We start from the raw sequence: 22,066 nt of genomic DNA, 5'->3' as shown, positions 1-22,066 counted from the left end.
GCAAACCACGGTCAGCGGGCGCGTCGGAGCACGTGCCGCCCGTACGATGTGCACATGGCTCTGGACTCCGCAGCACTGCGCGATCTCGCCCGCGACCTGGGCGTCGGCATCGACTACTGGGGCTGGGACGGGATCCGGCGCGACGTCGCCGACGACACCCTCCGCGCCGTCCTCGCGGCCCTCGGCGTGCACGCCGCCTCCGATGCCGACGTGGCGCGGTATCGCGACGAGCGGGAGTCCGAGCACTGGCGGCGCACCCTGCCGGCCGTGACGGTGCTGCGCGAGGACCGTGAGACGACCATCCCGGTGCACGTCCCGCACGGAACGGCCGTGGAGGTCCATCTCGAGCTCGAGAACGGCTCGCGCCGGGACCTCGTCCAGGTCGAGGACTTCACGCCTCCCGTCGACCTCGACGGGGCCCTGCGCGGACGGGCGCGCTTCGCGCTGCCGTCGGGCCTGCCGCTCGGCTGGCATCGACTGGTCGCCGAGGCCGCCGACGGCCGCCACGAGGCCGACGTGGTCATCGTGCCGGCGCGGCTCACCGTGCACGAGTCGTTCCGCGCCCGCCGGGCCGTCGGCGTGCAGGCGCAGCTGTACTCGGTGCGCTCGGAGCGCTCCTGGGGGATCGGCGATCTCGCCGACCTGCGGGATCTCGCCGCGATCCTCGGGGCCCGTCATGGTGCGGACTTCCTGCTGATCAACCCCCTGCACGCCTCGTATCCGACGCCTCCGGTCGAGCCTTCCCCCTACCTCCCGGTCACGCGCCGCTTCCCGAGCGCGCTCTCGCTGCGCATCGAGGACGTCGCCGAGTACCGCGACCTGCCCGCCCATGCCCGGCAGCGGATCGACCTGCTGCACGTCGAGGTCGCCCCGCTGAACTCAGGCGTCGAGTCGCTGGATCGCGACCGGCCGTTCGCCGCGAAGCTGCTCGCCCTCGAGGAGCTCTTCGCCGCCGGCCTCTCCCCCGCCCGCAGCGCGCTGCTCGAGGCGTTCCGCGCCCGGGAGGGGCAGGGGCTCGAGGACTTCGCCGTGTGGTCGGCCCTCGCCGAGGAGGCCCGGACGGCGCCCGGGGCGGATCCGGCCTCGGCCGCGGAGCGACTGCGCGCGCTCACGGAGGCGGATCGCGAGCGGGCCCGCACGGAGCTCGCAGGCCGCGTCGACTTCCACGTGTGGGTGCAGTGGCTGCTGGACCAGCAGCTCGCGGCCGCCCAGACGGCGGCGCGCGAGGCCGGGATGCGGATCGGGATCATGCACGATCTCGCGGTCGGCGTCGAGCAGGTCGGGGCGGATTCCTGGAACCTCGGCGACGTCCTGGCCCGGGGCGCAACCGTCGGCGCCCCGGCCGACCAGTACAACCAGCAGGGTCAGAACTGGAGCCAGCCGCCGTGGCACCCGCAGCGCCTCGCCGAGGCGTCCTACCGGCCCTGGCGGGACATGCTGCGCACCCTCATGCGCCATGCCGGGGCGCTGCGCATCGACCACGTGCTGGGGCTGTTCCGGCTGTGGTGGATCCCCGCCGGGCATCAGGCCTCCGACGGCGCGTACGTCTCCTACGACCACGAGGCGATGATCGGGATCCTCGCCCTCGAGGCGCAGCGCTCAGGCACCCTGGTGATCGGCGAGGACCTCGGCACCTTCGAGCCCTGGGTGCGCGACTGCCTCGTGGATCGCGGGATCCTCGGGACCTCGATCCTGTGGTTCGAGCACGACGCCGACGGGCGGCCGCTGCGTCCCGAGGACTATCGCGCGCTGTGCATGGCCTCGGTGAACACCCATGACCTCCCGCCGACCGCGGGCTATCTGGCGGGCGACCACGTCGCCCTGCGCCACCGGCTGGGGCTGCTCGAGCGGGGCCTCGACGAGGAGCGGGCGACCGATGCCGCCCAGCGCGAACAGGTGCTCGACCTGCTGCGCGCCGAGCAGCTGCTGCCCGCGCTGCCCACCGACGAGCTCGAGCTCGAGCAGATCGTGGTCGCGCTGCACCGGCATCTGGCCCGCACCCCCGCGATGCTGCTCGGGGTCTCGCTCGTGGACTGCGTGGGCGAGCGGCGGATCCAGAACCAGCCCGGCACCGACGAGGAGTACCCGAACTGGCGCATCCCGCTCGCCGATCCGGACCTGCGCCCGATCGGCGTGGATCAGATCGCGTCCGACGCCCGCACCGCCCGCCTGCTCGCCGCCGTGCGGGCCGAGCTGGGCTGAAGGTCGCGGGGTCGAGTCAGGCTGAGCGGCGCGGGGCCCGACGCTGCCGGGCTGACCCGAGAGGGGCTGCTCAGGCCGCGGTGACCTGTCCCCACTGCTCACGCTCGGCGAGGAAGGCGCGGGCCGCGGCCTGGGCGCCCTCGAGCGTGTGGTGGGCGCCCCAGCCGCACTGGACCTCGTTCGCGGCGGGCACCTCGGTGGCCGCCAGGACGTCCTCGAGGGTCGCCGCGAGCAGCGGGGCGACGTCGTCGACGGTGTGGTCGCCGACCAGCAGCACGTAGAAGCCGGTGCGGCAGCCCATCGGGGACACGTCGAGGACGTCGCCGGTGTGGTTGCGCAGATGCTCGGCCATCAGGTGCTCGAGCGAGTGCACGGTCTCGGACTCGAGATGCTCGGCGTTCGGCTGGGTGAAGCGCATGTCGAACTTCGTCAGCACGTCGCCGCCGGGCAGCTCCTTGCGGTCGGCGATCCGCAGATAGGGGGCGGCGACGGTGCGGTGGTCGAGGTTGAAGCTCTCGACGTTCATGCGGGGCTGCTCGGTCACGGGGTTCTCCTGGGGTGTGGGTGGGGGCGGGTCAGCGGCTCGAGCGCGCGGTGCGGCCGCGCACCACGCCGACGAACTCCTGACGGATCGGGTCGTCGGCGCCGCGGGGCCAGACCAACGCGATGCGGGTGGGCTCGGCATCGACCAGCGGCCGGTGGGCGGCGTCCTTGCGATGGTGGAGCCGCGCGAGGGAGAGGGGCATGCGGGTGTAGCCGATGCCGGTCGCCACGACGGCCACGCGGTCCGCGGCGTCGTCAGGGTGCTCGGCCCGGATCTCCGTCTCCTCCGCGAGATCGTCCTCCGTGACCTCCTCGAGGAGGCTGAGGACGTTCTCCGTGCCGACCACGACCGCGGGCCGCTCCTGCCACAGGGCGACGACGTGCAGCTCGTCGCCGGCGACGGGCAGGCGCACGAAGCACATGTCCACCTCGCCCGCGGCGAGGGCGTCCTGCTGGTGCGAGAGCGGCACCGGGATCAGGTCGAGCCGAGCGGGTCGACGTCCGGTCCTCCAGCGGCGCAGGAAGCGGTCGGGCTCGACGCCGGGCACGAAGCCCACGCGGAGATGCGGGTGGTCCATGGGGCCAGCGTACGGCCCCCTCCGGGTCAGGCGGCGCTGACGGAGGGCAGGATCCGGGCGAGCAGCTCGCGCAGAGACCCCGCCGAGATCTCTCGCACCTCGACCCGGTCCTCGGGCGAGGAGGGGGTGTCCATGGCGTGCACCGAGGTGGCGGTCGCCATCACGGAGAGCTGGGAGGAGCCCTCGCCGGAAGCGCTCGTGATGACGGTCAGCGCGCGCGTGTCCGCGAGGCGGCGCCCGATCGGCGAGTCCGCCTCGAGCTCGGCGGCGGTGCCGGTGACGGACTCGCCGTCCTCCTCCCCTGCCACCTGGGCCTGGTCGACATAGCGGGCGAGCCGCTCGGGGACGACGGACCGGGTGGGGAGGCTGAAGTGGTGGAAGCCGTCCGCGGTGACCAGTTCCTCGAGGATGCCCTCCTGCGGGAAGACGTAGAGCATGAGGCTCGTCGCCTGCTCCTCGACCTGGCGGGTGAGGTTGAGGATCGCGAGCGGCATGCCGCGCAGGGTGAGGAGTCCGGCGAGGGTGGGATCGAGCTGGGCGGCGCGGGTGACGGTCCGCCCGGTCTCGAGGTCCTCGCCCTCGGGCTGCTGCCGGGACTCGTCGAGCACCACCAGGCCGCGGGCGATGAGGGAGCGGGCGGCGACCGCGGCGGCCTGCTCGCGATCGAAGCCGGAGGCCTCGAGGAAGGGGCTGCCGGCGAGTTCGGCGCCCTCCAGCCCCTCGAGGGCCAGGAGCTCCTCATCGCTGAGCACGGCGAGCACGGAGGGGTCCTCGGCCGCGGTGGCGAGCAGGGCGTAGGCACCGGCGGCGTCGCGCTCGGAGATCAGGGTGGGGCTGGTCATGTCACCGATCCTAGGGGGTGGGGGCGGGGCGGGTCAGGGCTGGTCAGGGATGGCCGAAGAGGGTCGAAGAGGGTCGGGGTCAGAAGCCGAAGGCGTCGCCGAGACCGTCGATGGCCCCGCCGATCGCATCGCTCGCCGTCGAGGCCGCGTCGCCGATCGCCTCGCCCGCCGTCGAGACGGCCCCGCCGATGGCATCGCTCGCGGTCGACGCCGCTCCGCTGATCACGTCGCCGGCGGTCGAGAAGGCACCGCCGACGGTCGAGGTGATCCCGTCCCAGTTGCGGTAGATCTCCCGCCCGAGGTCCATGCCGACGGAGACGATCCCGAGACCGGCACCGATCGCGCCGACGATCGGGGCGGCGGGTCCTGTGAAGGGCGCGGCGATCAGCAGGGCTCCGCCGACGGCGCTGAGGCTGCCGCTCACGCCGCCGTAGACGTCGCCGGAGGTGAAGCCCTTGTAGGCATTGATGCCTCCGGTGATCACGTCGACGGCCGGCAGCACCTTGCCGAGGCCCCGGCCGGCGGTCTTCAGCCAGGGGGCGACGTCGTCGAGCTTGTTCAGGACCGAGAGCGGCTTGACGTCACCGAGAGCATGGGGGATGCCGAGCTTGGAGAGCAGCTTCTCGCCGGCCGCCTGCCAGCCCTTGCCGCCCTGGAACAGCTCGTCGAGGTAGGCGGACTTCCAGAGCTTCGTCAGCCCGGCCTCGCTGAGCTTCGCGAACTCGTCGGCAGCGCTGGGGATCGCGTCGATGAACTTCATCATCTTCTGGACGCCGCCGTAGATCCCCTGGCCCTTCAGCCAGACGTCCTTCAGCAGGCCGAGCGGATTCCAGCCGCCGTCCTCGCCGCTGCCGCCGCCGGAGCCGCCAGCCGCCCCGCCGACCTCGGAGGCCGAGTCCTGCTCCTCGGCGTGCCGATCGAGCTCGTTGCGCTTCTCCAGGATCCGCTCGGAGCCCTGCGAGAAGGACGGGGCGACGCGGGAGGCCCAGTCCTGGCGGAAGGCGTCTGCATCGGTGCCGCGCCAGATGCTGTCGTCCATCACGAGCGGTTCGAGCTCGTCCCGCAGCTCGCCGAGCCGCCGCGCGCGCTCGAGCATCGACTGCGCGTGATCGCGCAGCTGCTCGGTATCCGCTCCGTAGAATCCGCTCATCGTCCTGACGCCCCTGTTCGTCCCCGGCGCACACCGGTCGGTGCGGCCCTCGTATGCCGGGACCACCGTAGGCGGGGCGCCCGGAGGAAGACCATGGGGAGGACTCCCCATGCCGGTCGACCGCACCGCGCCGTCCCCTACGATCGTCGCGTGAACACCGTGGATCCTCGAGCCGCCGACAACGGATTCGCCGCCGCGCTGTCCCGCAACGAGCTGTACGCGGACCTGGGGCTGCGCCGCACGGGAGACGTGCTCGAGCCTTCCGAGCGGGCGCTGCTGGCCCTCCCCGCCGTCGCGAGCGACGCCCCAACGGTCCTGATCGTCACGGATTCCCGGGTGGTGCTCTCTCGGGTCGGCGGGTGGCGTGCCCGAGCGAAGGCGCTGCGCTCGATCCCCGCCGCGAAGGTGCGGGGGGTCGAGTACCGAAAGGGTGCCTTCACGCGGCTGCGGCTGCTGGTCGACGGCGAGCGCGACCTGAGGCTGCTCCCCCACCGCAAGGACGACGCCGAACGCTTCGCGGGAGAGCTCGACCACCTCCTCCGCACGGGGTCCCTGCCCGGCTGACGGGGCGGCTCCGGAGCGCCGCGGCGCTCAGGCGGCCGACGACCCGCGCGCGGCGCGAGCGGCGCCCTCCGCGCGGGCGAGGACCCGCAGCAGCTCGGCGGTGTAGCGTCCGGGCCGGGTGAGGTTCACGAGATGGGTGCCGTAGGGCAGGACCACCAGGCGGCCGTGCGCCGCCGCGGCGGTGAGGGAGCGCTCGTGCAAGCGCAGCTGGTCGAAGCGACCGTGGAGGAAGGTCACGGGCGCCTGCGTGCGGTGAACGTCCCGGAGCGGATCGAGAGGTCCGACGGCGCGGAGCGCGGAGCCGACCGTCTCGAGATCCGCCCGCCCGCCGCGCAGGTACGCCCGGGAGCCGTCGGCGCCCAGCAGGAGCCGGAGCAGGCGGGGATCCGCGTCGGCCCCTGCGCCGGGCAGCCGATCGGTCGCCGCGATCAGCGCTGCGTAGAGGCGGGCGGTCAGGGGCGAGGGGCGGACGGCGGCGCCGCAGGCGGTCAGCGAGCCGAGACGGGCAGGGCGTCGGCCGGCGACCGCGATCGCCAGCAGCCCGCCGAGGGAGCTGCCCACCAGGTGCACGGGCCCCTGCCCAGGGGCGTTGGCGAGCGCGTCCTCGATCCCCGTGAGCGCGGCCTCGAGGAGGAAGGGCTCCGCACGTCGCGTGCCGTGCCCGGGAAGATCCGGGGTGAGCACCTCGTGCCCGGCGGCGCGCAGCCCGGGCAGCTGCAGATCCCATTGGCTGCGGGAGGTGCGCGCCCCGTGGACCAGGACGACGGGCCAGGGGCTCATACCGGCAGCGGCGCGCCGGCGGCGCAGCGACGCAGGATCTTGGTGAACCGCTTGGGCCGCGAGAGGTTGGCGATGTGCCCGGCGTCCTCGAGCACCACCAGCTCCCCGTCGCGCGCGGCCTCGAGGAACAGCGCCTCATGACGGCGGAACGGATCGTGCTCGCCGTTGACGAAGGTGATCGGCACGGAGATCGCGGCGACGTCCGCGAGCAGGTCGATCCCGCCGATCACACGGACCACCGCGGCGACCACGCCGTGGGCGCGACCACCGCCGTAGTAGCGACGGGCCGCCTTGCGGCTGTGCCGACGGGCGAAGGAGCGCTCCACGCGGGAGTCGGAGTCACCGGGGAGCCAGTCCTTCATGGTCATCCACAGCCCGTAGAGGCGGGCGAGCGCCGGGCCGGGGACGATCGTGCAGTCGGCCGCGACGACGCCGGCGAGGCGGTCCGCGGAGCGTCCCGCCCAGTGGAGGGTGAGATAGCCACCCAGGGACAGGCCCACGAGCAGCGGCGGCTCGGCGCAGGCGTCGACGGCCGCGTCGATCGTCGCGAGCGCCGCGTCGACGGTGAACGGCTCGCCGCGGCGCGTGCCGTGCCCGGGAAGGTCGGGGGCGTGGACGTCGAAGCCCTTCTTCCGGAGCCGGCGCACCTGGCCCGCCCACATCGTGCGGGAGGAGCGCACGGCGTGGATCAGCACGATGCTGTGCGTCATCCCCATCCCCTCCCCCGATGAGCGCGCGGGCCGCCCGCGCTGCGCTGGGAGCGTACCGGAGTCGGTGCTGCGACGACGCGGGGATGTGAGCGATCGGGCGGCGGGCTCAGTCGGCGGCGGCCGGCTGCCGGACCGGGGGCGGCGCGAGCAGCGTCGCGAGGGCCGCCAGGGTGTCGCGCAGGGCGATCGAGGGCTCCAGCAGCCACTGGATCTGCAGGCCGTCGGAGGCGGCGATGACGAGCGCGGCGATGTGCGCGGGATCGACGTCGTCGCGGACCGCCCCCGCCTCCTGCTCGGAGCGCAGGGCGGCGGTGAGCGATTCCCGCAGGTGCTCGAAGCGGGGGGCGAAGAAGTCTCTCGAGGGGCCGGCGTCGGCCTCGAGCGAGGCGGCGACGAGCGTCGAGTAGAGCTTCACCAGCCCGGGCATCTCGACGTTCAGCACAGCGGCCCGCACCATATCGTCGACGGCCCGGCTGACCCCGCTGCTGTACTCCTCCCCGCGCTCCGTGGCGTCCCGCTGGGCCTCGGCGTGCTGGTAGACGGCGACCAGCAGCTGTTCGCGGGAGTCGAAGTAGTGCAGCAGGGCCGCATGGGAGACGCCGATCGAGGTGGCGATGCGTCGCAGCGAGGTGCCGTCCGAGCCGCGCTCGCGGAAGACCTCGATCGCCCGGTCGAGGATCTCCTGGCGTCGCGCGACGCCCTTGGAGTATGCCCCGGGGCGACCGATCGCGACGGGTTCCTCCGGCGTCGCCCCAGGGGCTCCGTCCGGGGGCGTCGAGAGGGGCTCTGAAGGCGTCGCGGGCGTCATGGGCCGAACTCTAACCCGCCAAAGCCTCCACATGGAGGTTTCTGCGTGCTAGCGTTCTTCCACCACGTCGGTGAGACGTGGCTCTCGCCCGACGATGACGCGTGAAAGAGGTCCTTCGTGACGACACCCCTCGCCTCCATCCAGCTCTACACCCTCGCCGCCGAGTTCTCGGCGGACATGGACGGCTCCCTCGCCAAGCTCTCCGAGATCGGCCTGAAGAACGTCGAGGCCTTCGACTTCGTGCGCCGCCCAAAGGAGATCCGCGAGGCCCTGGACAAGGCCGGCCTGGCCTCCCCCACCGGTCATGCTCCGCTGCTCTCCGACGAGCTGTGGACCCCGGACGGCTCCATCCCCACCCCGGCCCAGGAGGTCGTTTTCGAGGCGGCCGCCGAGATCGGCATCAAGACGGTCTTCGAGCCCATGGTCGCCGCCGATCGCTGGCTGACCGAGGACGGCGTGAAGGACATCGCCGAGCGCCTCAACGCGGCCGCTGAGAAGGCCAAGGGCTTCGGCCTCGCCGTCGGCTACCACAACCACTCCCAGGAGTTCGTGGCGTCCTTCGACGGCGTCACCGCCTACGAGTACTTCATCTCGCTGGTCGACCCGTCGGTGCAGATCGAGCTGGACCTGTTCTGGGCCCTCGCCGGCCAGCAGGACGTCGTCGCCCTCGTCGAGCGCCTCGGCGACCGCGTGACCGCGATCCACGTGAAGGACGGCAAGGCCCCGGCCTCCAACCCCTTCGCCCCGGACGCCCCCAAGTTCTCCTCCGCCGACCTCGACCAGCGCCACGCCGGCGAGGGCGACGTGCCCACCGAAGCCGCCCTGAAGGCCGCGAAGAACGTGCAGTACGCCGTCATCGAGTACGACAACGCCCCCGGCGACGTCTTCGAGGACATCCGCGACAGCTACACCTTCCTCGTCGAGGGGGGCTTCGTCGCATGAGCGCCCCCATCGGCGTCGGTTTCATCGGCGTGGGCGTCATCTCCGACACCTACCTCGAGAACCTGAACTCCTTCCCGGACGTCGAGGTGCTGATCCTCGGCGACCTCGATCTCGACCGCGCTCGCTCCCAGGCGGAGAAGCACGGCGTGCCCGCGCACGGCTCGGCCCAGGACGTCCTGGACCACCCGGGCGTGCAGGTGGTCGTCAACCTGACCATCCCGGCCGCCCACGCCGAGATCTCCTCCGCGGCGATCGCGGCCGGCAAGCACGTGTGGACCGAGAAGCCGCTGGGCCTGGACCGCGAGTCCACCGCCGCGCTGCTGGAGGCCGCCGACGAGGCGGGCCTGCGCGTGGGCTGCGCCCCCGACACGGTGCTCGGCCCCGGTGTGCAGACCGCCAAGCGGGAGATCGTCAAGGGCACCATCGGCCGTCCCCTCTTCGCGCAGACGTCGATGCAGTACCAGGGCCCCGAGGTCTTCCACCCGAACCCCGGCTTCCTCTTCGCGAAGGGCGCCGGCCCGCTGCTCGACATCGGTCCGTACTACTTCACCACCCTGGTGAGCCTTTTCGGCACCGTCGACAAGGTCGCCGCCGTGGGCCTCAAGGCCCGCGAGGAGCGCGAGATCCAGGTGGGCCCGAACGCCGGGCAGACCTTCCCCGTCGAGGTCCCCTCGACCATCTCGGTGCTGACCCAGTTCGAGGCCGGCCAGACCGGCACCTCCCTGGTCAGCTTCGACTCGCCGCTCGCCCGCCAGGGCATCGTCGAGATCCACGGCACCGAGGGCTCCCTCGTGGTCCCCGACCCGAACATGTTCGAGGGCCGGATCGCCTACGTGAAGCCCTTCGAGTCCTTCGGCGAGCGCCCGCCGGAGCAGGACTGGATCGAGGTGCCCCAGGAGGGCGTCGTCGTCGGCCGCGGCATGGGCCTGCTGGACATGGTCCGGGCCATCGCCGAGGACCGTCCGCACGTCGCGAGCGGCGAGCTGGGCTACCACGTGCTCGACGTGATGCTCTCCGCCGAGGAGTCCGCCGCCTCGGGCGAGTTCGTCACCGTGAACAGCTCGGTCGGCGAGATCCCCCTGGTCCCGGTCGACTTCGACCCCCTCGCCGCGACGATCTGAGGATCTGAGGATCTGAGGATCTGAGCCGCCGCGTGCGACGACACCCCCCGCACCGACCGGTGCAGGGGGTGTCGTGCTGTGGGATGCCGTGCGGTTCGCGCGTGGGTCAGCCGCGGTGTGCGAGCCCGTACTCGCGCGAGTGGCCGGTGTCGAGGTCGGTGATCCGCAGGCCGACGATGCCCGAGGGGTGCACCGTGTAGACCTCCTCCACCTCGGGGCCGTCCTCGCGGCGCCGCACGGGCCGGCCCAGGAGGGTCTCGTTATCGAGGTGCTGCAGGTCGGGGTCGAAGGGGAAGAGCACATCGGCGTAGGGCACCAGGTCGCCGCGCGGCTCCCCCGCCGCGTCGACGGCGCCGTGCTCGACCACCCGGAACCAGCCGAGGTCGTGCGCGGCCCGGTAGCGGCGGGTCACCGTCCGCACCCCGCTCTCGGGCAGCGGCGCGTCGCGGGTCAGGATCGGGTCGAAGGCGATGCCGCCTCCCGCCTCCCGTTCCCGGAAGACACCGAGGCCGCGGGAGAGCCGGTCGGTGAGGGTCACACCCGCGTCCGGGTCGGCAGCGATCGCGAGTCCGATCGCGGTGGACGCCGCGGGATACGGGGAGCGGTGCACGCGGCGTCCGAAGCGCTCGCGCAGCATCCGCGGCACGAGCGGCAGCGCGGTCGCGCCGCCGACGAGGTGGATCCCGGCGATGGCGGAGTCGCGGTCCAGGGCGCCGACGAGAGGGGCGATCTCCTCGATGGTCAGGTCGACCAGCGGGGAGGCGGCCGCGTACAGCTCCTCGACGGGGATCAGGGCCGGCTGGTCGGAGACCGTCTCGGGACGCTCGACGAGGATCCGGCGGCTCTGCGGGGTGATCCGCTCCTTCGCGCCGCGCGCCTCCTCGAGCAGCGCGGCCCGCGGGGCGGTATCGAGATCCTCGAGGGAGGTCCCGGTGCCGCGGAGGGCGAGCTCGGCGAGGAGCGCGTCGACGTCGTCCCCGCCGAGTCGGGCGATGCCGACGCTGTCGAGCACCTCGTGGCGCGTGCCGTCGGTCTCCAGCAGGGACGCGTCGAAGGTGCCGCCGCCGAGGTCGTAGACGGCGATGCGGGTGCGGCGGGAGGTGAGGGAGCGCGCCTGGCGGTGGGAGAACTCGAAGCCCGCCGCGGAGGGCTCGTTGAGCAGGCACAGCACCTCGAAGCCTGTCCGCCGGAAGGCCTCGAGGGTCATCACGCGCTGTGCGGAGTGGGCGTGGGCGGGGACCGAGATCGCGGCCGGCACGGTGCCGTCGCCCCGCCCGACGACCTCCGCGGGCAGCGCCGCGCGGACCGCGGCGAGGAATCCGGTGAGCAGGTCCAGCAGTGGCAGCTCCCGCGAGCCGATCCGCACCAGCATGCCCGGATGGGCCTCTGGGTCGGCGAGCAGGCGCTTGAAGGACCGCAGGTGCGGGGCGCCGTCCTGCGCGGCCCGCACCGCGGCGTGACCGTGGACCAGCCGGTCCCCGTCGAGGGCGACGACGGAGGGCACGTGGTCCTGGGGATCCCCGTCGGGGTCCGGGACGGTCAGGACGGGATAGTTGCCGCGGTCGCCGCCCGCGACGATGGTTCGCGTGGTGCCCAGATCGATGCCGATGCGCATGTCCTGACGCTAACCCGGAGCGGCAGTCCGGACCACCGAGTGTCCAGGGGTGGAGGCGGCTCCGGGGCGGGATGCAGAAGGCCGCGGCACCCCTGGAGGATGCCGCGGCCTCGGCCTGCGGTGGAGCTAGGGGGATTCGAACCCCCGACCTTCTCATTGCGAACGAGACGCGCTACCAACTGCGCCATAGCCCCATGTCGTCGAGCGACCAGAGCAGGTTAGCACTGCGGGGAGTATGCTCGCACACCAGGTCAGCCGCCGTTGACGAGGATCACATGGGCGTCGGGGTGGATCCGGCGGCGCGCGCCTCGCGGGCCGCCTGCAGCTCGTCCATCAGGCGGTCGAGCACCTCGATCCGCTCCGGACCGGTGCAGGCGGCGTAGGCCGGCTGGTGATGCGCCGGACGGCGCGGATCGCCGAGCGCCGGCCAGGTGCGCAGCGAGCCGCCGGCCCGCTCGAGGAGGTGGAAGCCCGCCGCCACGTCCCAGGCGTTGATCGAGCCGAGTCCCGTCCCATCCGCCCAGCCGGCGGCGACGTAGGCGAGCTCGATCGCGGCGGATCCGAGATGGCGCACGGCGGAGACCCCCCGGTGCAGATCGCTCGCGGCGCGGGCGGCGACCTCCGGCTGCTCGGAGATGATCCGCTGGCTGGGGTAGCCGGTGACCAGCAGGGCGTCCGCGGCCGGCTTCGTGGCGCGGGGGGCGATCTCGCGCCCGTTGAGGAACGCGGGCCCGTCGGCGGCCGTGAAGACCTGGTGCAGGATCGGCACGTCGATGACGCCCGCCACGAGGCGCTCGTCCTCGCCGGTGCCGATCGCCACCCCGATGGAGACGCAGAACAGCGGCAGGCCGGCCGCGAAGTTGCTGGTGCCGTCGATCGGGTCGACGTAGAAGGAGACCTGGTCCGGGCCCGCTTCCTCGGCGGGACGCTCCCCGCCTTCCTCCCCCACGATCCGGCAGTCGGGCAGGGCGGCCCGCAGGGAGGCGACGATGATCTCCTCGCTGCGACGGTCGTGGACGGTGACGATGTCGTGGCTCGAGGTCTTGTACTCGCGGTCGAGCGCGTCGCGGTCCAGCGAGCGGAGGTACTCGGCCGCCTCGTGGGCGGCGGCGACTGCGATGCGGAGCAGCTCGTCGGCGGAGGGCGTGGGGGCGGAGGCGGGCTGGATGCTCATCGCGTCCAGCCTACGGCGGGGCGCTCAGGCCGCGGGTGCGACGCCCAGCAGGTGGCGCAGGTACGGGGTGAGCAGCAGCCCTTCGGGATCCACGGCCGCCCGCACGGCCCGGTAGTCCTCGAAGCGCGGGTACAGCGCCGCCAGCTCCCGCGCGCCGAGCCAGTGCCGCTTGCCCCAGTGGGGCCGGGCCGCGAAAGGGGCGAGGGTGCGCTGGACCAGCAGCAGGTAGGGGCCGGGGTCCTCGCGGTGGTAGCGGTGCGCGGCGAGGTACACGGTGTCGCGTCCCGAGGCGGTGGAGAGCCAGACGTCATCGGCGGCGGCCCGGCGGATCTCGAGCGGGAAGGTGACGCGCACCCGCTCCTCCTCGAGCCGGCGCCGCAGCGCCGTGAAGGCTTCCTCGAAGCGCTCGGCAGGGATCGCCCACTCCGACTCGTGGAAGCGCACGCGGCGCGGGGCGGCGAAGACGTCCGCGGAGTCGTCGGTCACGGCCGAGCCCGCGAACACGCGGGAGGCGAACTCCGCGACCGGCCGACTCGCGGCGGGCACGGCGGAGGCGGCGCGGCACAGCACCTCCCAGGCGCCGTTGCCGAGCACCTCCCGCTGCAGCAGCTCCGCCGCGCGCCCCGGGCGGAGGACGGGGGTCTCTGCGGGGACGCGCACGGCGGTGCGCACGGTCGCCCGCGAGGTGCGCGGGAACCAGAAGAACTCGTGATGGTCCTCCGCCAGGGAGCGGGCCGCGAACGCCCGGACGGCGCCGTCGAGGTCCTCGGTGCTCTCGGTGAGCGCGAGCCGGAATCGCGGCACGCAGGCGAGCGTCACCTCGAGCACCACCCCGATGACCCCGAGGCCCAGCCGCGCCGCCTCGAAGAGGTCAGGATCCGCGGTGGGCGAGGTCTCCACGACGCTGCCGTCGGGCAGGGCGAGGCGCAGGCCGCGCACCATGCCGGCGAATCCGGTGAACGCCGCTCCCGTGCCATGGGTGCCGGTCTGGATCGCCCCGGCGATCGACTGCCGGTCGATGTCCCCCATCACCTCGAGCGCCAGACCGTGCGGCGCGAGCAGGTCCGCGACCTCCCACAGCCGCGTGCCGCCTCGGAGCGTGACGAGACCACTGGCCCGGTCCGCGCGGACCAGTCCCTGGTAGCGGTCCAGGCTCATCGCCGCGCCGTCGGTCGCGGCAAGGGGGCTGAAGGAGTGCCCGCCTCCCACCACCCGCAGCGGCAGGCCGGCTGCCCGGGCGGCCGCGACCCCGGCGAGGACCTCCGCCTCGCTGCGCGGGGTGAGGATCTGCTGCGGGGACCAGCAGTGTCCTCCGCTCCAGGTGCGGGTGGGGACGGCGGGTCGACGGGTCATGCGGGGCTCCTTCGCACCGTGATGACGGCGGTCCTGAGGTCAGAGGAACATCACGCCCTCGCCACGATAGGTCGGGACCGCGCCGACGAGGGCGGGCTCGGGCTCGCCAGCGACGAGGAGATAGGTCAGGGCGTGCTCTGCCGGTTCGCCGGCCTTGGCGTGCCGCAGCCAGACGGTGTCCCCCACCCGGAGTCGATCGGCCGCGGGGCCGAGCACGGGGGTCTGCACCTCTCCCGCCGCCTCCTGCGGGGCGTAGCGGAGACCGGGCGGATGCGCGATCGTGGGCAGGCGGTCCGGGCCCGGCGGGCCGCTGGCCACCCAGCCGCCGCCGAGCACGGTGGCGACCCCGGGTGCGGGCCGACGCACCACCGAGACGCCGAGGTGCAGCGCCGGTCGCGGGGAGAAGTCCCGGAAGCCGTCGAAGAGGCCCGGGCCGATGAGGCTGGACCCTGCGGCGACCTCGGTGACCGCGCTCTCCGCGGCCGTGGACTCGAGGGAGCCGGTGCCGCCGCCGTTGACGAACTCGAGCTCCGCCACCTCGCGCACGGCCGCGACGGTCTCCGCGCGGCGGCGGGCGACATCCGGACGGGAGAGCCGCTTCATCGCCCGCACGGCGGCGCCGTACGGGGTGGCGGCCGCGTCGGCGACCCCGGCGATCTGCCCCTCGTAGGCCATCATCCCCACCAGCTGCAGGGCCGGCCGGGCCTGGATCTCGCGCGCCAGCGCGGCGGCCTGCGCCGGAGTGCGGACCGGAGAGCGATGAGCGCCGACGCGGACTCCGGGCAGCGGCGCGTAGGAGACGTCGACCTCGAGCGCGACCCGCAGCGGCAGACGGTCGCGGCCGGGGCGGAGGTCCGCGACCGCCGCGAGGATCAGATCCAGCTGAGCGGACTCGTCGACCATGAGCGTGATGGCGCGCAGCGCCTCGGGCCGCGCGGACAGGCGGCGCAGCGCTCCCGCCTCGGCGGTGGGATAGGCGACGACCACGTCGCGAGCTCCGTGGTCCACCAGCCAGAGCGCCTCCGGCAGGGTGTAGGCGAGCACCCCGCCCGTCGCGGGGTGGGCGAGCGCCCGATCGAGCAGGGCGCGGACGCGCAGGGACTTCGAGGCGATGCGGATCGGACGCCCGCTCGCCCGGCGGGCGAGGACCTCGAGGTTCGCGTCGAAGGCGTCGAGGTCGAGCACCGCGATCGGGCGCTCCCGGTACCCCTCGGCGTCCAGGAGCGCCGTGATCGCCGCGATCCGCGGACGGGTGGTCATCTCAGGCGCGGCGGCGGGCGAGGACCTCGTCGAGGCCCAGGTCGAGGGCCGGCGGAGCGGCGGCCTCATCGGCCGCCTCGATCGCCTCGACGCCGTCCCGCTCGAGCGGCACCGCGGTGGCGCGCAGGGACTCGCGGTGGGCGGCGTGGCGCGTCGCGAGGTCGTCGACCTCCCCGCGCAGGGCATAGGTGGGCAGCGGCACGGGTCGCGGGATCCACTCGCCCGGCGCGGCGACCTGCTCTGCGGCCCGGGCGGAGGTGGTCTCGAGGGGAGCGCGACGCACCGGCGCCTCGGACTCCTCGCCGGACACCCGGGCGACGGTCACGGCAGGCTCGACAGATCCATTGCCCGGCGCCGACTCGCGAGCACGCGGAGCCTCCGCAGGGCCCGCACCCCGGGCCGCGGCGCGGCGAGCGGTCTCCTGCTCGGCCCTCTTTTGGCGCGCGAGGGTCGCCGCTCGGGTGGCCCGGGCGCGGCGCTGGACCTCGGCACGGCGCAGACCCGCCAGATAGACCAGCAGGGCGCCCGCGGTGATCAGCGGCACCCACCAGCTCACGGGGCCGATCACCGCGGCCACGGCGAGCGCCGCGGTGCCGAGCGCGAGAGCCGCGAGCAGCACGCGCATGAGGCGGCGCGAGCGCTGCCGCTCCTCGGAGAGGTCGATGCGGACCCCGGGGTCCGCGTCGAACCGGGGCCGACGGGTGGGATCGGCGGGGCGCAGGAGCAGGCGGTCCTGGGGCATGGGGGCGGTCACCTCACGGCTGGGCGAGCGGCGGGCGTGGACGGCCTCGGACAGATCCCGGGCCTCCGAGGACATCTCGGCGATCTCCTGGGCGCGGGCGCGCCCCATCACCTCGCGCCGGCCGGCGGTGCGAGGGAGGGCGTACGCCACCCACAGCAGCAGCAGCAGAGCGAACAGCACGGCTCCGAGGTTGATGGTCTCCACGAGCCCAGGGTAATGACACCGATGTGATTTCCCTGGTCACGACGCGGGCGTGTCGGCCCCGAACTCCGTCCGCAATCTCGCGAGCACCCCGCGGCCCTCCGCGTCGGTCACGACCTCCTCGGCGGTGAGGGCGAAGACGAGATGGTCCCGCCAGGCGCCGTCGACGAAGATCGCCCCGCGGCGAAGTCCCTCGGGCCGCAGGTGCAGCTTCTCGACCACTCGGAGGCTGGGGGCGTTCTCCGGGCGGACCGTGACCTCCACCCGGTGCATCCCCATCTCGGCGAAGAGATGGTCGATGACGAGCGCGGCGGCCCGGGGGACGAGACCCGCCCCGGCCTGATCGCGGTCGATCCAGTACCCCAGCACCGCGGTGCGCAGCGCGCCGTACTGCAGCGGACCCGCGGTGATCTGCCCGACCAGACGGCCGTGGACCTCGAGGGCGAAGGGGAGGTACGCACCGCGCCGCGCCTGCTGCTCGTTCCAGCGGCGCAGCACGGGAAAGGGCAGGGTGCTGCGCGGACGATCGGGGTCGGCGGCGTCCCAGGGGCGCAGCCAGTCGCGGTTGCGCTCGCGGAGACGCTCGAAGGCGCCCCGGTCCCGGCGACGCAGCGGCCGCAGCACCAGTTCCCCGTCCCGCAGCGTCAGCGGCCACACGTGCACCATCGCGCCATCGTACGGCCGGGCGGACCCCCTGCCCCGACGACGCGCATGTGCGACCCTGCAGGCATGGACGAGGCGACCGGTCACGAGCTCCCGGGGACTGAGCATGACGGCGGGGACGTCGGCGTAGACGATGCCGTGGACCGCGGTGGCGCCGCGCGCGACGCGCTCCCCGCACAGAAGCAGGAGCTGCGGATCCGACTGCGAGCCGAGCGACGCGCCCGCTACAGCGGGACGGAGGGCGCCGCACGGCGGGCCGCGGAGGCCGCGGCGCTGCGCACGGCGGGCTACCCCCTGATCGAACGCAGCCGTGAGCGGCCGACGGGCGCGCCCCTGCGAGTCGCCGCCTTCCACCCCACCCCCACCGAGGCCGATGTCCTGCCGCTGGTCCGCGCGCTCGCCGAGCACGGCGCCGAGCTGCTCTTCCCCGCTGCGGCCGGCGAGGAGCTGGACTGGATCCGCTGGGACGGGCGGTCGGACTTCGTCGCCTCCCCCGGCCGCGGCTTCGGCCGCGAGCCCGACGGTGAACGGCTCGGCCCCAAGGCCGTGGAGAGCGTCGACCTGGTCCTCGCCCCGGCCCTCGCCGTGGACCTCTCCGGCACCCGGATCGGTCACGGCGGCGGGTACTACGACCGAGCGCTGAGCCGCCTGCCCATCACCACCGAGGTGCTCGTCGTCGTGCATCCCCACGAGGTGCTCCCCGCCGGGGCGCTGCCCCGCGGGCCCCGGGACGTGCCGGTGGCCACAGCTCTCACGGCCGAGGGGAGCGTCTGCCTCACCACATCGTGAGGACCACGCCTCCGTGCGCGCCGTAGACTGCCTCCGGTCGCTCCGCTCGCGACCCCAGAGAGAACGCCCCGGAGGAACCTCGCGTGCCCACCTACGTCTACGCCTGCAAGAACTGCGGTCACCGCTTCGAGCAGTACCAGAGCTTCAGCGAGGACTCGCTCGTGACCTGCCCCGAGTGCGCGCACGACGCGCTGCGCAAGGTGTTCGACTCCGTGGGCATCGTCTTCAAGGGCCCGGGCTTCTACTCCACCGACTCCTCCACGAGCGGGAAGAGCACCGTCGGCAGCTCCTCCGAGTCGAGCACCACGGACACCTCCTCCGCGACAAGCTCCTCGAGCACCTCCAGCGATTCGAGCACGTCCTCGTCGGCCTCGAGCTCCTCGAGCTCGAGCCAGGCCGCCGCGTCCTGACCGGACCGTTCCTCCCCAGAGCCCGCTGATCCACAGCGGGCGGATCCACCCTGCCCCGAGCCCGAGCGCGCCCTAGCGTCGAGGCATGCTCTCGCGACTTCTCGCCCGCCTCCCCCACTGGCACCGCGCCCTCCGTCGCCGCCGTCGACTCCTGACGGTGCTGTGTCTAGCCCTCGCCGCTGCGCTGCTGCTGCCCGCCTTGCTGCCGGTCTCCCACCGGGGCGTCGAGGTGCTGGTGCTGCGCCGGGACGTGCCGGCGGGCGAGCCGCTGCAGCGGGAGGACCTCAGCACCGAGCGTCTCGCCGCCGAGCTGGTCCCGGTCGGAGCCCTCACCGCCGCGGACGATCCGGCCGGCCGCGAGATCCTGCTCCCCCTCGACGCGGGCACCCCGCTGCTGGAGGGGATGCTCGAGGACCGCACAGGCTCGACGACCGTCCCCGAGGGCTCGGCGCTGCTCGCCGTGCCGGCCCCCGCCGTCCTCCTCCCGCATCTGCGGGCCGGCACGCGGCTCGAGCTGCAGACCTCCACCGCCCTGGACCCCGAGCCGCGAGGGGTGCCGGCGACCGTCCTGGAGCCACCGGGCGGAATGACCGGGGCGCAGGCCGTGACGGGAACCACCTCGAGCGGAGACGTGCAGGTGCTCGTGGTGATCGACCGACGGGACACGGCCGGTGTGACCAGTGCCCTCGCCGAGGGATACATAAGCGTCTCGGTGATCGGTTAAAGTTCCCGCGGATCGCGAAAGCGACTCTCCCCGACCCCCGAATCATTAAGGACGTCCGCCATGAAGGGCTTCAAGGACTTCGCCATGCAGGGCAATGTCATCGACCTCGCGGTCGGTGTCGTGATCGGTGGAGCGTTCACCGCGCTGGTCACCGCCTTCGTCGACAACCTCATCAACCCCGTCGTCGCCGCGGCCGGCGGCGCCGACTCCGTCGGCGGCTTCGGCTTCCAGATCTTCGAGAACAACGAGGCGACCTTCGTCAACTTCGGCGCCGTCATCTCCGCGATCATCACCTTCCTGATCACCGCGGCCGTCGTCTACTTCGTCTTCGTCATGCCGATGACCAAGGCCCGCGAGGCGGCCAACCGTCGCAAGGGCGTCGACGAGGAGGTCGAGGCGGCTCCCGAGGACGTCGTCCTGCTCTCCGAGATCCGCGACCTGCTCAAGGCGCAGAACCCGCAGGTCTGATCCGACCCGGATCAGCACCCACCCCGACGGGGCGGCACCGCACGGTGCCGTCCCGTCGTTGTGTCTCCCGCCGCGTCCCAGGCCCCGCCATGGGGTACGGTCCCGAGGTGCCCCGTTCCCCCGCCGCTCCCGCCGTCGATCCGGACGCGCCCGGCGCGCTCCCCGCCGGCTCTGTGGAGGCGGTCATCGCCTGGTTCGAGGAGCAGGCCCGGGACCTGCCCTGGCGGTCCGCGGACACCTCGCCCTGGGCAATCCTGGTCTCCGAGATCATGCTGCAGCAGACGCCCGTGGTGCGGGTCCTCCCGCGCTGGCTCGACTGGATGGAGCGATGGCCGCACCCGGCCGATCTCGCCGATGCACCGACCGCCGAGGTGCTGCGCGCCTGGGACCGCCTCGGCTATCCGCGCCGCGCGCTGCGGCTCCAGGAGTGCGCCCGGGCGATCGTCCGCGAGCACGGCGGGATCGTGCCCCGGGGCGAACAGGCGCTGCGCACCCTCCCCGGGATCGGCGAATACACCGCTGCCGCCGTCACCGCGTTCGCCCATCACGACCGGGCGGTGGTCGTCGACACGAACATCCGCCGGGTGCTGGCACGGGCCGCGACCGGACGTCCCCTGCCCGCTCCCAGCTACTCCGCGGCCGAGCGTCGTCTCGCGACCGCGGTGCTCCCCGAGTCCCGCGAGGTGTCGGTCGCCTGGAACCAGGCCGTGATGGAGCTCGGCGCCCTCGTCTGCACCGCCCGGTCCCCGCGCTGCGACCAGTGCCCCCTGGCCGACGGGCGCTGTGCCTGGGTCGCCCGCGGACGACCCGCGGCCCCGGAGGACGAGAGGCGGCCCCGGCAGGCGTTCGCGGGCACCGACCGCGAGATGCGCGGGAAGATCATGGCCGCGCTGCGCAATGCGAGCAGAGTGGAGATCGCCGACCTCGCCCACCTCGATCCCGCGGATCCCGAACGGGTCGCGCGCTGCCGGGAGTCGCTCGTCGCCGACGGCCTCGCGGTGCAGGAAGGATCCACGCTGCGCCTGCCGTGAGGAGTCCCCGCGCCGGGACTCAGGCCGGGGTCGGCTCGAGCTGCCGGATCATGCGAGTGTTGCCGAGGGTGTTGGGCTTCACCCGAGCCAGATCGAGGAACTCGGCGATGCCCTCGTCGAGGGAGCGCAGCAGCTGGCTGTAGACCTCGGGGTCGACCGCCTCGTCCATCACCTCGAAGCCGTGGCGCGCGAAGAACTCGACCTCGAAGGTGAGGCAGAAGACCCGCTGCAGGCCCAGCTCGCGGGCGCGCTCGAGGAGATGATCGAGCAGCCGGTGGCCGAGTCCGGTGCCGCGCTGGTCTTCGTGGACGGCCAGGGTGCGGACCTCCGCGAGGTCCTCCCACATGACGTGCAGCGCCCCGCAGCCGAGGACCCGTCCGGACTCCTCGTCGACGGCGACGAGGAACTCCTGGACCGCTTCGTAGTACGAGACCAGGTCCTTGCCCAGCAAGATCCCCGCGGTCGCCATCGGCTCGACGAGCGCGTCGATGCCGCGGACGTCGGCGGGGCGGGCGGAACGGATCACGATGCTCATGCGGTGGGCTCCTCGGGGGAACGGACGGTCTCGACGGACGGCCGCGCCTCGGTGGAGGACCACTCGGCCCCGTCCTCCCCAGCGTCCTCACCGGCGGTGTCGGGGGTGTCGACGGAGTCGACGGAGGCTCGTCGGGCGGCGCGGCGGTCCAGGGCCCGATGCAAGGCGTTGATCAGGCGCTCGACCACGAGTGCCACGACCACCGCGGCGACCAGCGCCACGGTGATTGCCAGCAGGTGGTTGTCCTCGAACCATGCCCCGGCCACGGCACCGATCGCACAGGAGTAGACCGCCCACACGAAGGTGGACAGCAGGGAGCGCGGCCAGAAGTGGCGGTGCGGGTAGTGCACGGCCCCCGCCACGAGGTTCACGGCGGTGCGACCGAAGGGGATGTAGCGGGCGGTCATCAGGAAGACCAGGGCGCGCTTGTCGAGACCGCGCTCGGCGGCCTCGACGGCTGCCCGCCCCTTGCCCTCCCGGAGGAAGCGGAAGCGCTCGAACCCGATCCAGCGCCCCAGGTAGTAGCCGAGGTTGTCACCGGTCCAGGCTCCGGCCCAGGCCGCGATCCCAATGAGGAGGATCGAGGGTCGGCCCGAGCTCGACCACAGCGAGGAGAGCGTGACGATGGTCGACTCGCTGGGCACCGTGGGGAAGAACCCGTCGAAGGCGGCGAAAAGGTAGACGACTCCATGGACCCACCACGCATCGGCTACCTGCAGGATCCAGTCCTCAACCTGACCGGTCAGGGACAGCACCCACTCGACGAGTCCGCCCATGCGACTCCTCCGTCCGCGAGTTCGGGCTCCCCCGCGACGGCGGGGCAGCAGCGGCTGAACAGAGGAGTCGGTCCCCGCCCCGTCG

General features: G+C 73.4%; 24 protein-coding genes and 1 tRNA gene. 9 read left to right on the top strand and 16 right to left on the bottom strand.

All coding sequences use genetic code 11. The annotated features are described in order from the left end of the window. Window positions 1-54: 54 nt before the first annotated feature. Complete coding sequence (malQ, locus tag ACZCAH_RS13100; RefSeq protein WP_464341497.1) at window positions 55-2,202, top strand: 4-alpha-glucanotransferase; 2,148 nt, start codon at window positions 55-57, stop codon at window positions 2,200-2,202. Window positions 2,203-2,272: 70 nt separating this feature from the next. Here the strand turns inward: malQ and ACZCAH_RS13095 are convergent, their stop codons facing one another. The 4 genes from ACZCAH_RS13095 to ACZCAH_RS13080 all read right to left on the bottom strand — a co-directional run bounded on the left by ACZCAH_RS13095 (window position 2,273) and on the right by ACZCAH_RS13080 (window position 5,315). Next, a complete protein-coding gene (locus tag ACZCAH_RS13095) occupies window positions 2,273-2,746 on the bottom strand; it encodes an S-ribosylhomocysteine lyase (RefSeq protein ID WP_464341496.1) in 474 nt (157 codons plus the stop codon). A gap of 31 nt (window positions 2,747-2,777) precedes the next feature. Continuing rightward, window positions 2,778-3,323 (bottom strand): LysR substrate-binding domain-containing protein, encoded by a 546-nt coding sequence (locus ACZCAH_RS13090; RefSeq protein WP_464341495.1) that lies wholly within the window; start codon window positions 3,321-3,323, stop codon window positions 2,778-2,780. Between the two features lie 26 nt (window positions 3,324-3,349). Continuing rightward, window positions 3,350-4,165 (bottom strand): hypothetical protein, encoded by an 816-nt coding sequence (locus ACZCAH_RS13085; RefSeq protein WP_464341494.1) that lies wholly within the window; start codon window positions 4,163-4,165, stop codon window positions 3,350-3,352. Between the two features lie 79 nt (window positions 4,166-4,244). Beyond that, the gene (locus tag ACZCAH_RS13080) at window positions 4,245-5,315 is read right to left on the bottom strand and encodes a WXG100 family type VII secretion target (RefSeq protein WP_464341493.1); all 1,071 of its coding nucleotides are present in this window, start codon (window positions 5,313-5,315) and stop codon (window positions 4,245-4,247) included. Window positions 5,316-5,465: 150 nt separating this feature from the next. Here ACZCAH_RS13080 and ACZCAH_RS13075 point away from each other — a divergent pair, with 150 nt between their 5' ends. After that, entirely contained in the window at window positions 5,466-5,879 is a 414-nt protein-coding gene (locus ACZCAH_RS13075) for a hypothetical protein (RefSeq protein ID WP_464341492.1), read from the top strand. A 27-nt stretch (window positions 5,880-5,906) separates the two neighbouring features. Here ACZCAH_RS13075 and ACZCAH_RS13070 read toward each other — a convergent pair whose 3' ends face one another. The 3 genes from ACZCAH_RS13070 to ACZCAH_RS13060 all read right to left on the bottom strand — a co-directional run bounded on the left by ACZCAH_RS13070 (window position 5,907) and on the right by ACZCAH_RS13060 (window position 8,177). Then, the gene (locus ACZCAH_RS13070) at window positions 5,907-6,659 is read right to left on the bottom strand and encodes an alpha/beta fold hydrolase (RefSeq protein WP_464341491.1); all 753 of its coding nucleotides are present in this window, start codon (window positions 6,657-6,659) and stop codon (window positions 5,907-5,909) included. Then, window positions 6,656-7,369, bottom strand: coding sequence for an alpha/beta fold hydrolase (locus ACZCAH_RS13065; RefSeq protein ID WP_464341490.1), 714 nt, complete (start codon window positions 7,367-7,369; stop codon window positions 6,656-6,658). The genes ACZCAH_RS13070 and ACZCAH_RS13065 overlap by 4 nt, the downstream gene beginning before the upstream one ends. A gap of 106 nt (window positions 7,370-7,475) precedes the next feature. Beyond that, window positions 7,476-8,177, bottom strand: a complete 702-nt coding sequence (locus ACZCAH_RS13060) for a TetR/AcrR family transcriptional regulator (protein WP_464341489.1) — start codon at window positions 8,175-8,177, stop codon at window positions 7,476-7,478. A gap of 117 nt (window positions 8,178-8,294) precedes the next feature. On the opposite strand from ACZCAH_RS13060, the gene ACZCAH_RS13055 reads away from it, so the two are divergent. Both ACZCAH_RS13055 and ACZCAH_RS13050 read left to right on the top strand, forming a co-directional pair. Beyond that, on the top strand, window positions 8,295-9,119 hold the full coding sequence (locus tag ACZCAH_RS13055) for a sugar phosphate isomerase/epimerase family protein (protein ID WP_464341488.1): 825 nt from the start codon (window positions 8,295-8,297) through the stop codon (window positions 9,117-9,119). Next, on the top strand, window positions 9,116-10,240 hold the full coding sequence (locus ACZCAH_RS13050) for a Gfo/Idh/MocA family protein (protein ID WP_464341487.1): 1,125 nt from the start codon (window positions 9,116-9,118) through the stop codon (window positions 10,238-10,240). The genes ACZCAH_RS13055 and ACZCAH_RS13050 overlap by 4 nt, the downstream gene beginning before the upstream one ends. A gap of 106 nt (window positions 10,241-10,346) precedes the next feature. Here ACZCAH_RS13050 and ACZCAH_RS13045 read toward each other — a convergent pair whose 3' ends face one another. The 7 genes from ACZCAH_RS13045 to ACZCAH_RS13015 all read right to left on the bottom strand — a co-directional run bounded on the left by ACZCAH_RS13045 (window position 10,347) and on the right by ACZCAH_RS13015 (window position 17,251). Further along, window positions 10,347-11,855 (bottom strand): Hsp70 family protein, encoded by a 1,509-nt coding sequence (locus tag ACZCAH_RS13045; RefSeq protein ID WP_464341486.1) that lies wholly within the window; start codon window positions 11,853-11,855, stop codon window positions 10,347-10,349. 121 nt (window positions 11,856-11,976) lie between these two features. After that, window positions 11,977-12,049 (bottom strand) — tRNA-Ala (locus ACZCAH_RS13040). 77 nt (window positions 12,050-12,126) lie between these two features. Then, window positions 12,127-13,029 carry an inositol monophosphatase family protein gene (locus tag ACZCAH_RS13035; protein WP_464341485.1) on the bottom strand — a complete coding sequence of 301 codons (903 nt, stop codon included), beginning with the start codon at window positions 13,027-13,029 and terminating at the stop codon, window positions 12,127-12,129. A 24-nt stretch (window positions 13,030-13,053) separates the two neighbouring features. Beyond that, window positions 13,054-14,382 carry a D-arabinono-1,4-lactone oxidase gene (locus tag ACZCAH_RS13030; protein WP_464341484.1) on the bottom strand — a complete coding sequence of 443 codons (1,329 nt, stop codon included), beginning with the start codon at window positions 14,380-14,382 and terminating at the stop codon, window positions 13,054-13,056. 39 nt (window positions 14,383-14,421) lie between these two features. Then, on the bottom strand, window positions 14,422-15,642 hold the full coding sequence (locus ACZCAH_RS13025) for an alanine racemase (protein WP_464341483.1): 1,221 nt from the start codon (window positions 15,640-15,642) through the stop codon (window positions 14,422-14,424). Window position 15,643: 1 nt separating this feature from the next. Continuing rightward, window positions 15,644-16,588, bottom strand: a complete 945-nt coding sequence (locus tag ACZCAH_RS13020; RefSeq protein ID WP_464341482.1) for a hypothetical protein — start codon at window positions 16,586-16,588, stop codon at window positions 15,644-15,646. Between the two features lie 36 nt (window positions 16,589-16,624). Next, on the bottom strand, window positions 16,625-17,251 hold the full coding sequence (locus ACZCAH_RS13015; protein ID WP_464341481.1) for a GNAT family N-acetyltransferase: 627 nt from the start codon (window positions 17,249-17,251) through the stop codon (window positions 16,625-16,627). A gap of 63 nt (window positions 17,252-17,314) precedes the next feature. On the opposite strand from ACZCAH_RS13015, the gene ACZCAH_RS13010 reads away from it, so the two are divergent. The 5 genes from ACZCAH_RS13010 (at window position 17,315) to ACZCAH_RS12990 (ending at window position 20,670) form a co-directional block, all read left to right on the top strand. Beyond that, the gene (locus ACZCAH_RS13010; protein ID WP_464341480.1) at window positions 17,315-18,037 is read left to right on the top strand and encodes a 5-formyltetrahydrofolate cyclo-ligase; all 723 of its coding nucleotides are present in this window, start codon (window positions 17,315-17,317) and stop codon (window positions 18,035-18,037) included. Between the two features lie 83 nt (window positions 18,038-18,120). Next, complete coding sequence (locus tag ACZCAH_RS13005; RefSeq protein ID WP_464341479.1) at window positions 18,121-18,447, top strand: FmdB family zinc ribbon protein; 327 nt, start codon at window positions 18,121-18,123, stop codon at window positions 18,445-18,447. Window positions 18,448-18,532: 85 nt separating this feature from the next. Continuing rightward, complete coding sequence (locus ACZCAH_RS13000) at window positions 18,533-19,171, top strand: SAF domain-containing protein (RefSeq protein ID WP_464341478.1); 639 nt, start codon at window positions 18,533-18,535, stop codon at window positions 19,169-19,171. 60 nt (window positions 19,172-19,231) lie between these two features. After that, complete coding sequence (gene mscL, locus ACZCAH_RS12995; protein ID WP_464341477.1) at window positions 19,232-19,639, top strand: large conductance mechanosensitive channel protein MscL; 408 nt, start codon at window positions 19,232-19,234, stop codon at window positions 19,637-19,639. Between the two features lie 89 nt (window positions 19,640-19,728). Next, the gene (locus ACZCAH_RS12990) at window positions 19,729-20,670 is read left to right on the top strand and encodes an HhH-GPD family protein (protein ID WP_464341476.1); all 942 of its coding nucleotides are present in this window, start codon (window positions 19,729-19,731) and stop codon (window positions 20,668-20,670) included. 19 nt (window positions 20,671-20,689) lie between these two features. Here the strand turns inward: ACZCAH_RS12990 and ACZCAH_RS12985 are convergent, their stop codons facing one another. Together ACZCAH_RS12985 and ACZCAH_RS12980 are read right to left on the bottom strand one after the other, a co-directional pair. Then, window positions 20,690-21,205 (bottom strand): amino-acid N-acetyltransferase, encoded by a 516-nt coding sequence (locus ACZCAH_RS12985; RefSeq protein ID WP_464341475.1) that lies wholly within the window; start codon window positions 21,203-21,205, stop codon window positions 20,690-20,692. Next, window positions 21,202-21,981 (bottom strand): DedA family protein, encoded by a 780-nt coding sequence (locus tag ACZCAH_RS12980; RefSeq protein WP_464341474.1) that lies wholly within the window; start codon window positions 21,979-21,981, stop codon window positions 21,202-21,204. The genes ACZCAH_RS12985 and ACZCAH_RS12980 overlap by 4 nt, the downstream gene beginning before the upstream one ends. Window positions 21,982-22,066: the final 85 nt, after the last annotated feature.

The organism is Brachybacterium sp. B718/18 (assembly GCF_055454375.1).
Note: the sequence above shows the minus strand (reverse complement) of the source record. Positions and strands in the feature narration are given on the sequence as shown.

Excerpts from the sequence above, each read along its gene's own strand:
- malQ (WP_464341497.1), top strand. The coding sequence starts at position 55 with ATGGCTCTGGACTCCGCAGCACTGCGCGATCTCGCCCGCGACCTGGGC.
- ACZCAH_RS13090 (WP_464341495.1), bottom strand. The coding sequence starts at position 3,323 with ATGGACCACCCGCATCTCCGCGTGGGCTTCGTGCCCGGCGTCGAGCCC.
- ACZCAH_RS13085 (WP_464341494.1), bottom strand. The coding sequence starts at position 4,165 with ATGACCAGCCCCACCCTGATCTCCGAGCGCGACGCCGCCGGTGCCTAC.
- ACZCAH_RS13080 (WP_464341493.1), bottom strand. The coding sequence starts at position 5,315 with ATGAGCGGATTCTACGGAGCGGATACCGAGCAGCTGCGCGATCACGCG.
- ACZCAH_RS13070 (WP_464341491.1), bottom strand. The coding sequence starts at position 6,659 with ATGAGCCCCTGGCCCGTCGTCCTGGTCCACGGGGCGCGCACCTCCCGC.
- ACZCAH_RS13065 (WP_464341490.1), bottom strand. The coding sequence starts at position 7,369 with ATGACGCACAGCATCGTGCTGATCCACGCCGTGCGCTCCTCCCGCACG.
- ACZCAH_RS13060 (WP_464341489.1), bottom strand. The coding sequence starts at position 8,177 with ATGACGCCCGCGACGCCTTCAGAGCCCCTCTCGACGCCCCCGGACGGA.
- ACZCAH_RS13050 (WP_464341487.1), top strand. The coding sequence starts at position 9,116 with ATGAGCGCCCCCATCGGCGTCGGTTTCATCGGCGTGGGCGTCATCTCC.
- ACZCAH_RS13045 (WP_464341486.1), bottom strand. The coding sequence starts at position 11,855 with ATGCGCATCGGCATCGATCTGGGCACCACGCGAACCATCGTCGCGGGC.
- ACZCAH_RS13035 (WP_464341485.1), bottom strand. The coding sequence starts at position 13,029 with ATGAGCATCCAGCCCGCCTCCGCCCCCACGCCCTCCGCCGACGAGCTG.
- ACZCAH_RS13030 (WP_464341484.1), bottom strand. The coding sequence starts at position 14,382 with ATGACCCGTCGACCCGCCGTCCCCACCCGCACCTGGAGCGGAGGACAC.
- ACZCAH_RS13025 (WP_464341483.1), bottom strand. The coding sequence starts at position 15,642 with ATGACCACCCGTCCGCGGATCGCGGCGATCACGGCGCTCCTGGACGCC.
- ACZCAH_RS13015 (WP_464341481.1), bottom strand. The coding sequence starts at position 17,251 with ATGGTGCACGTGTGGCCGCTGACGCTGCGGGACGGGGAACTGGTGCTG.
- ACZCAH_RS13010 (WP_464341480.1), top strand. The coding sequence starts at position 17,315 with ATGGACGAGGCGACCGGTCACGAGCTCCCGGGGACTGAGCATGACGGC.
- ACZCAH_RS13000 (WP_464341478.1), top strand. The coding sequence starts at position 18,533 with ATGCTCTCGCGACTTCTCGCCCGCCTCCCCCACTGGCACCGCGCCCTC.
- mscL (WP_464341477.1), top strand. The coding sequence starts at position 19,232 with ATGAAGGGCTTCAAGGACTTCGCCATGCAGGGCAATGTCATCGACCTC.
- ACZCAH_RS12990 (WP_464341476.1), top strand. The coding sequence starts at position 19,729 with ATGGGGTACGGTCCCGAGGTGCCCCGTTCCCCCGCCGCTCCCGCCGTC.
- ACZCAH_RS12985 (WP_464341475.1), bottom strand. The coding sequence starts at position 21,205 with ATGAGCATCGTGATCCGTTCCGCCCGCCCCGCCGACGTCCGCGGCATC.
- ACZCAH_RS12980 (WP_464341474.1), bottom strand. The coding sequence starts at position 21,981 with ATGGGCGGACTCGTCGAGTGGGTGCTGTCCCTGACCGGTCAGGTTGAG.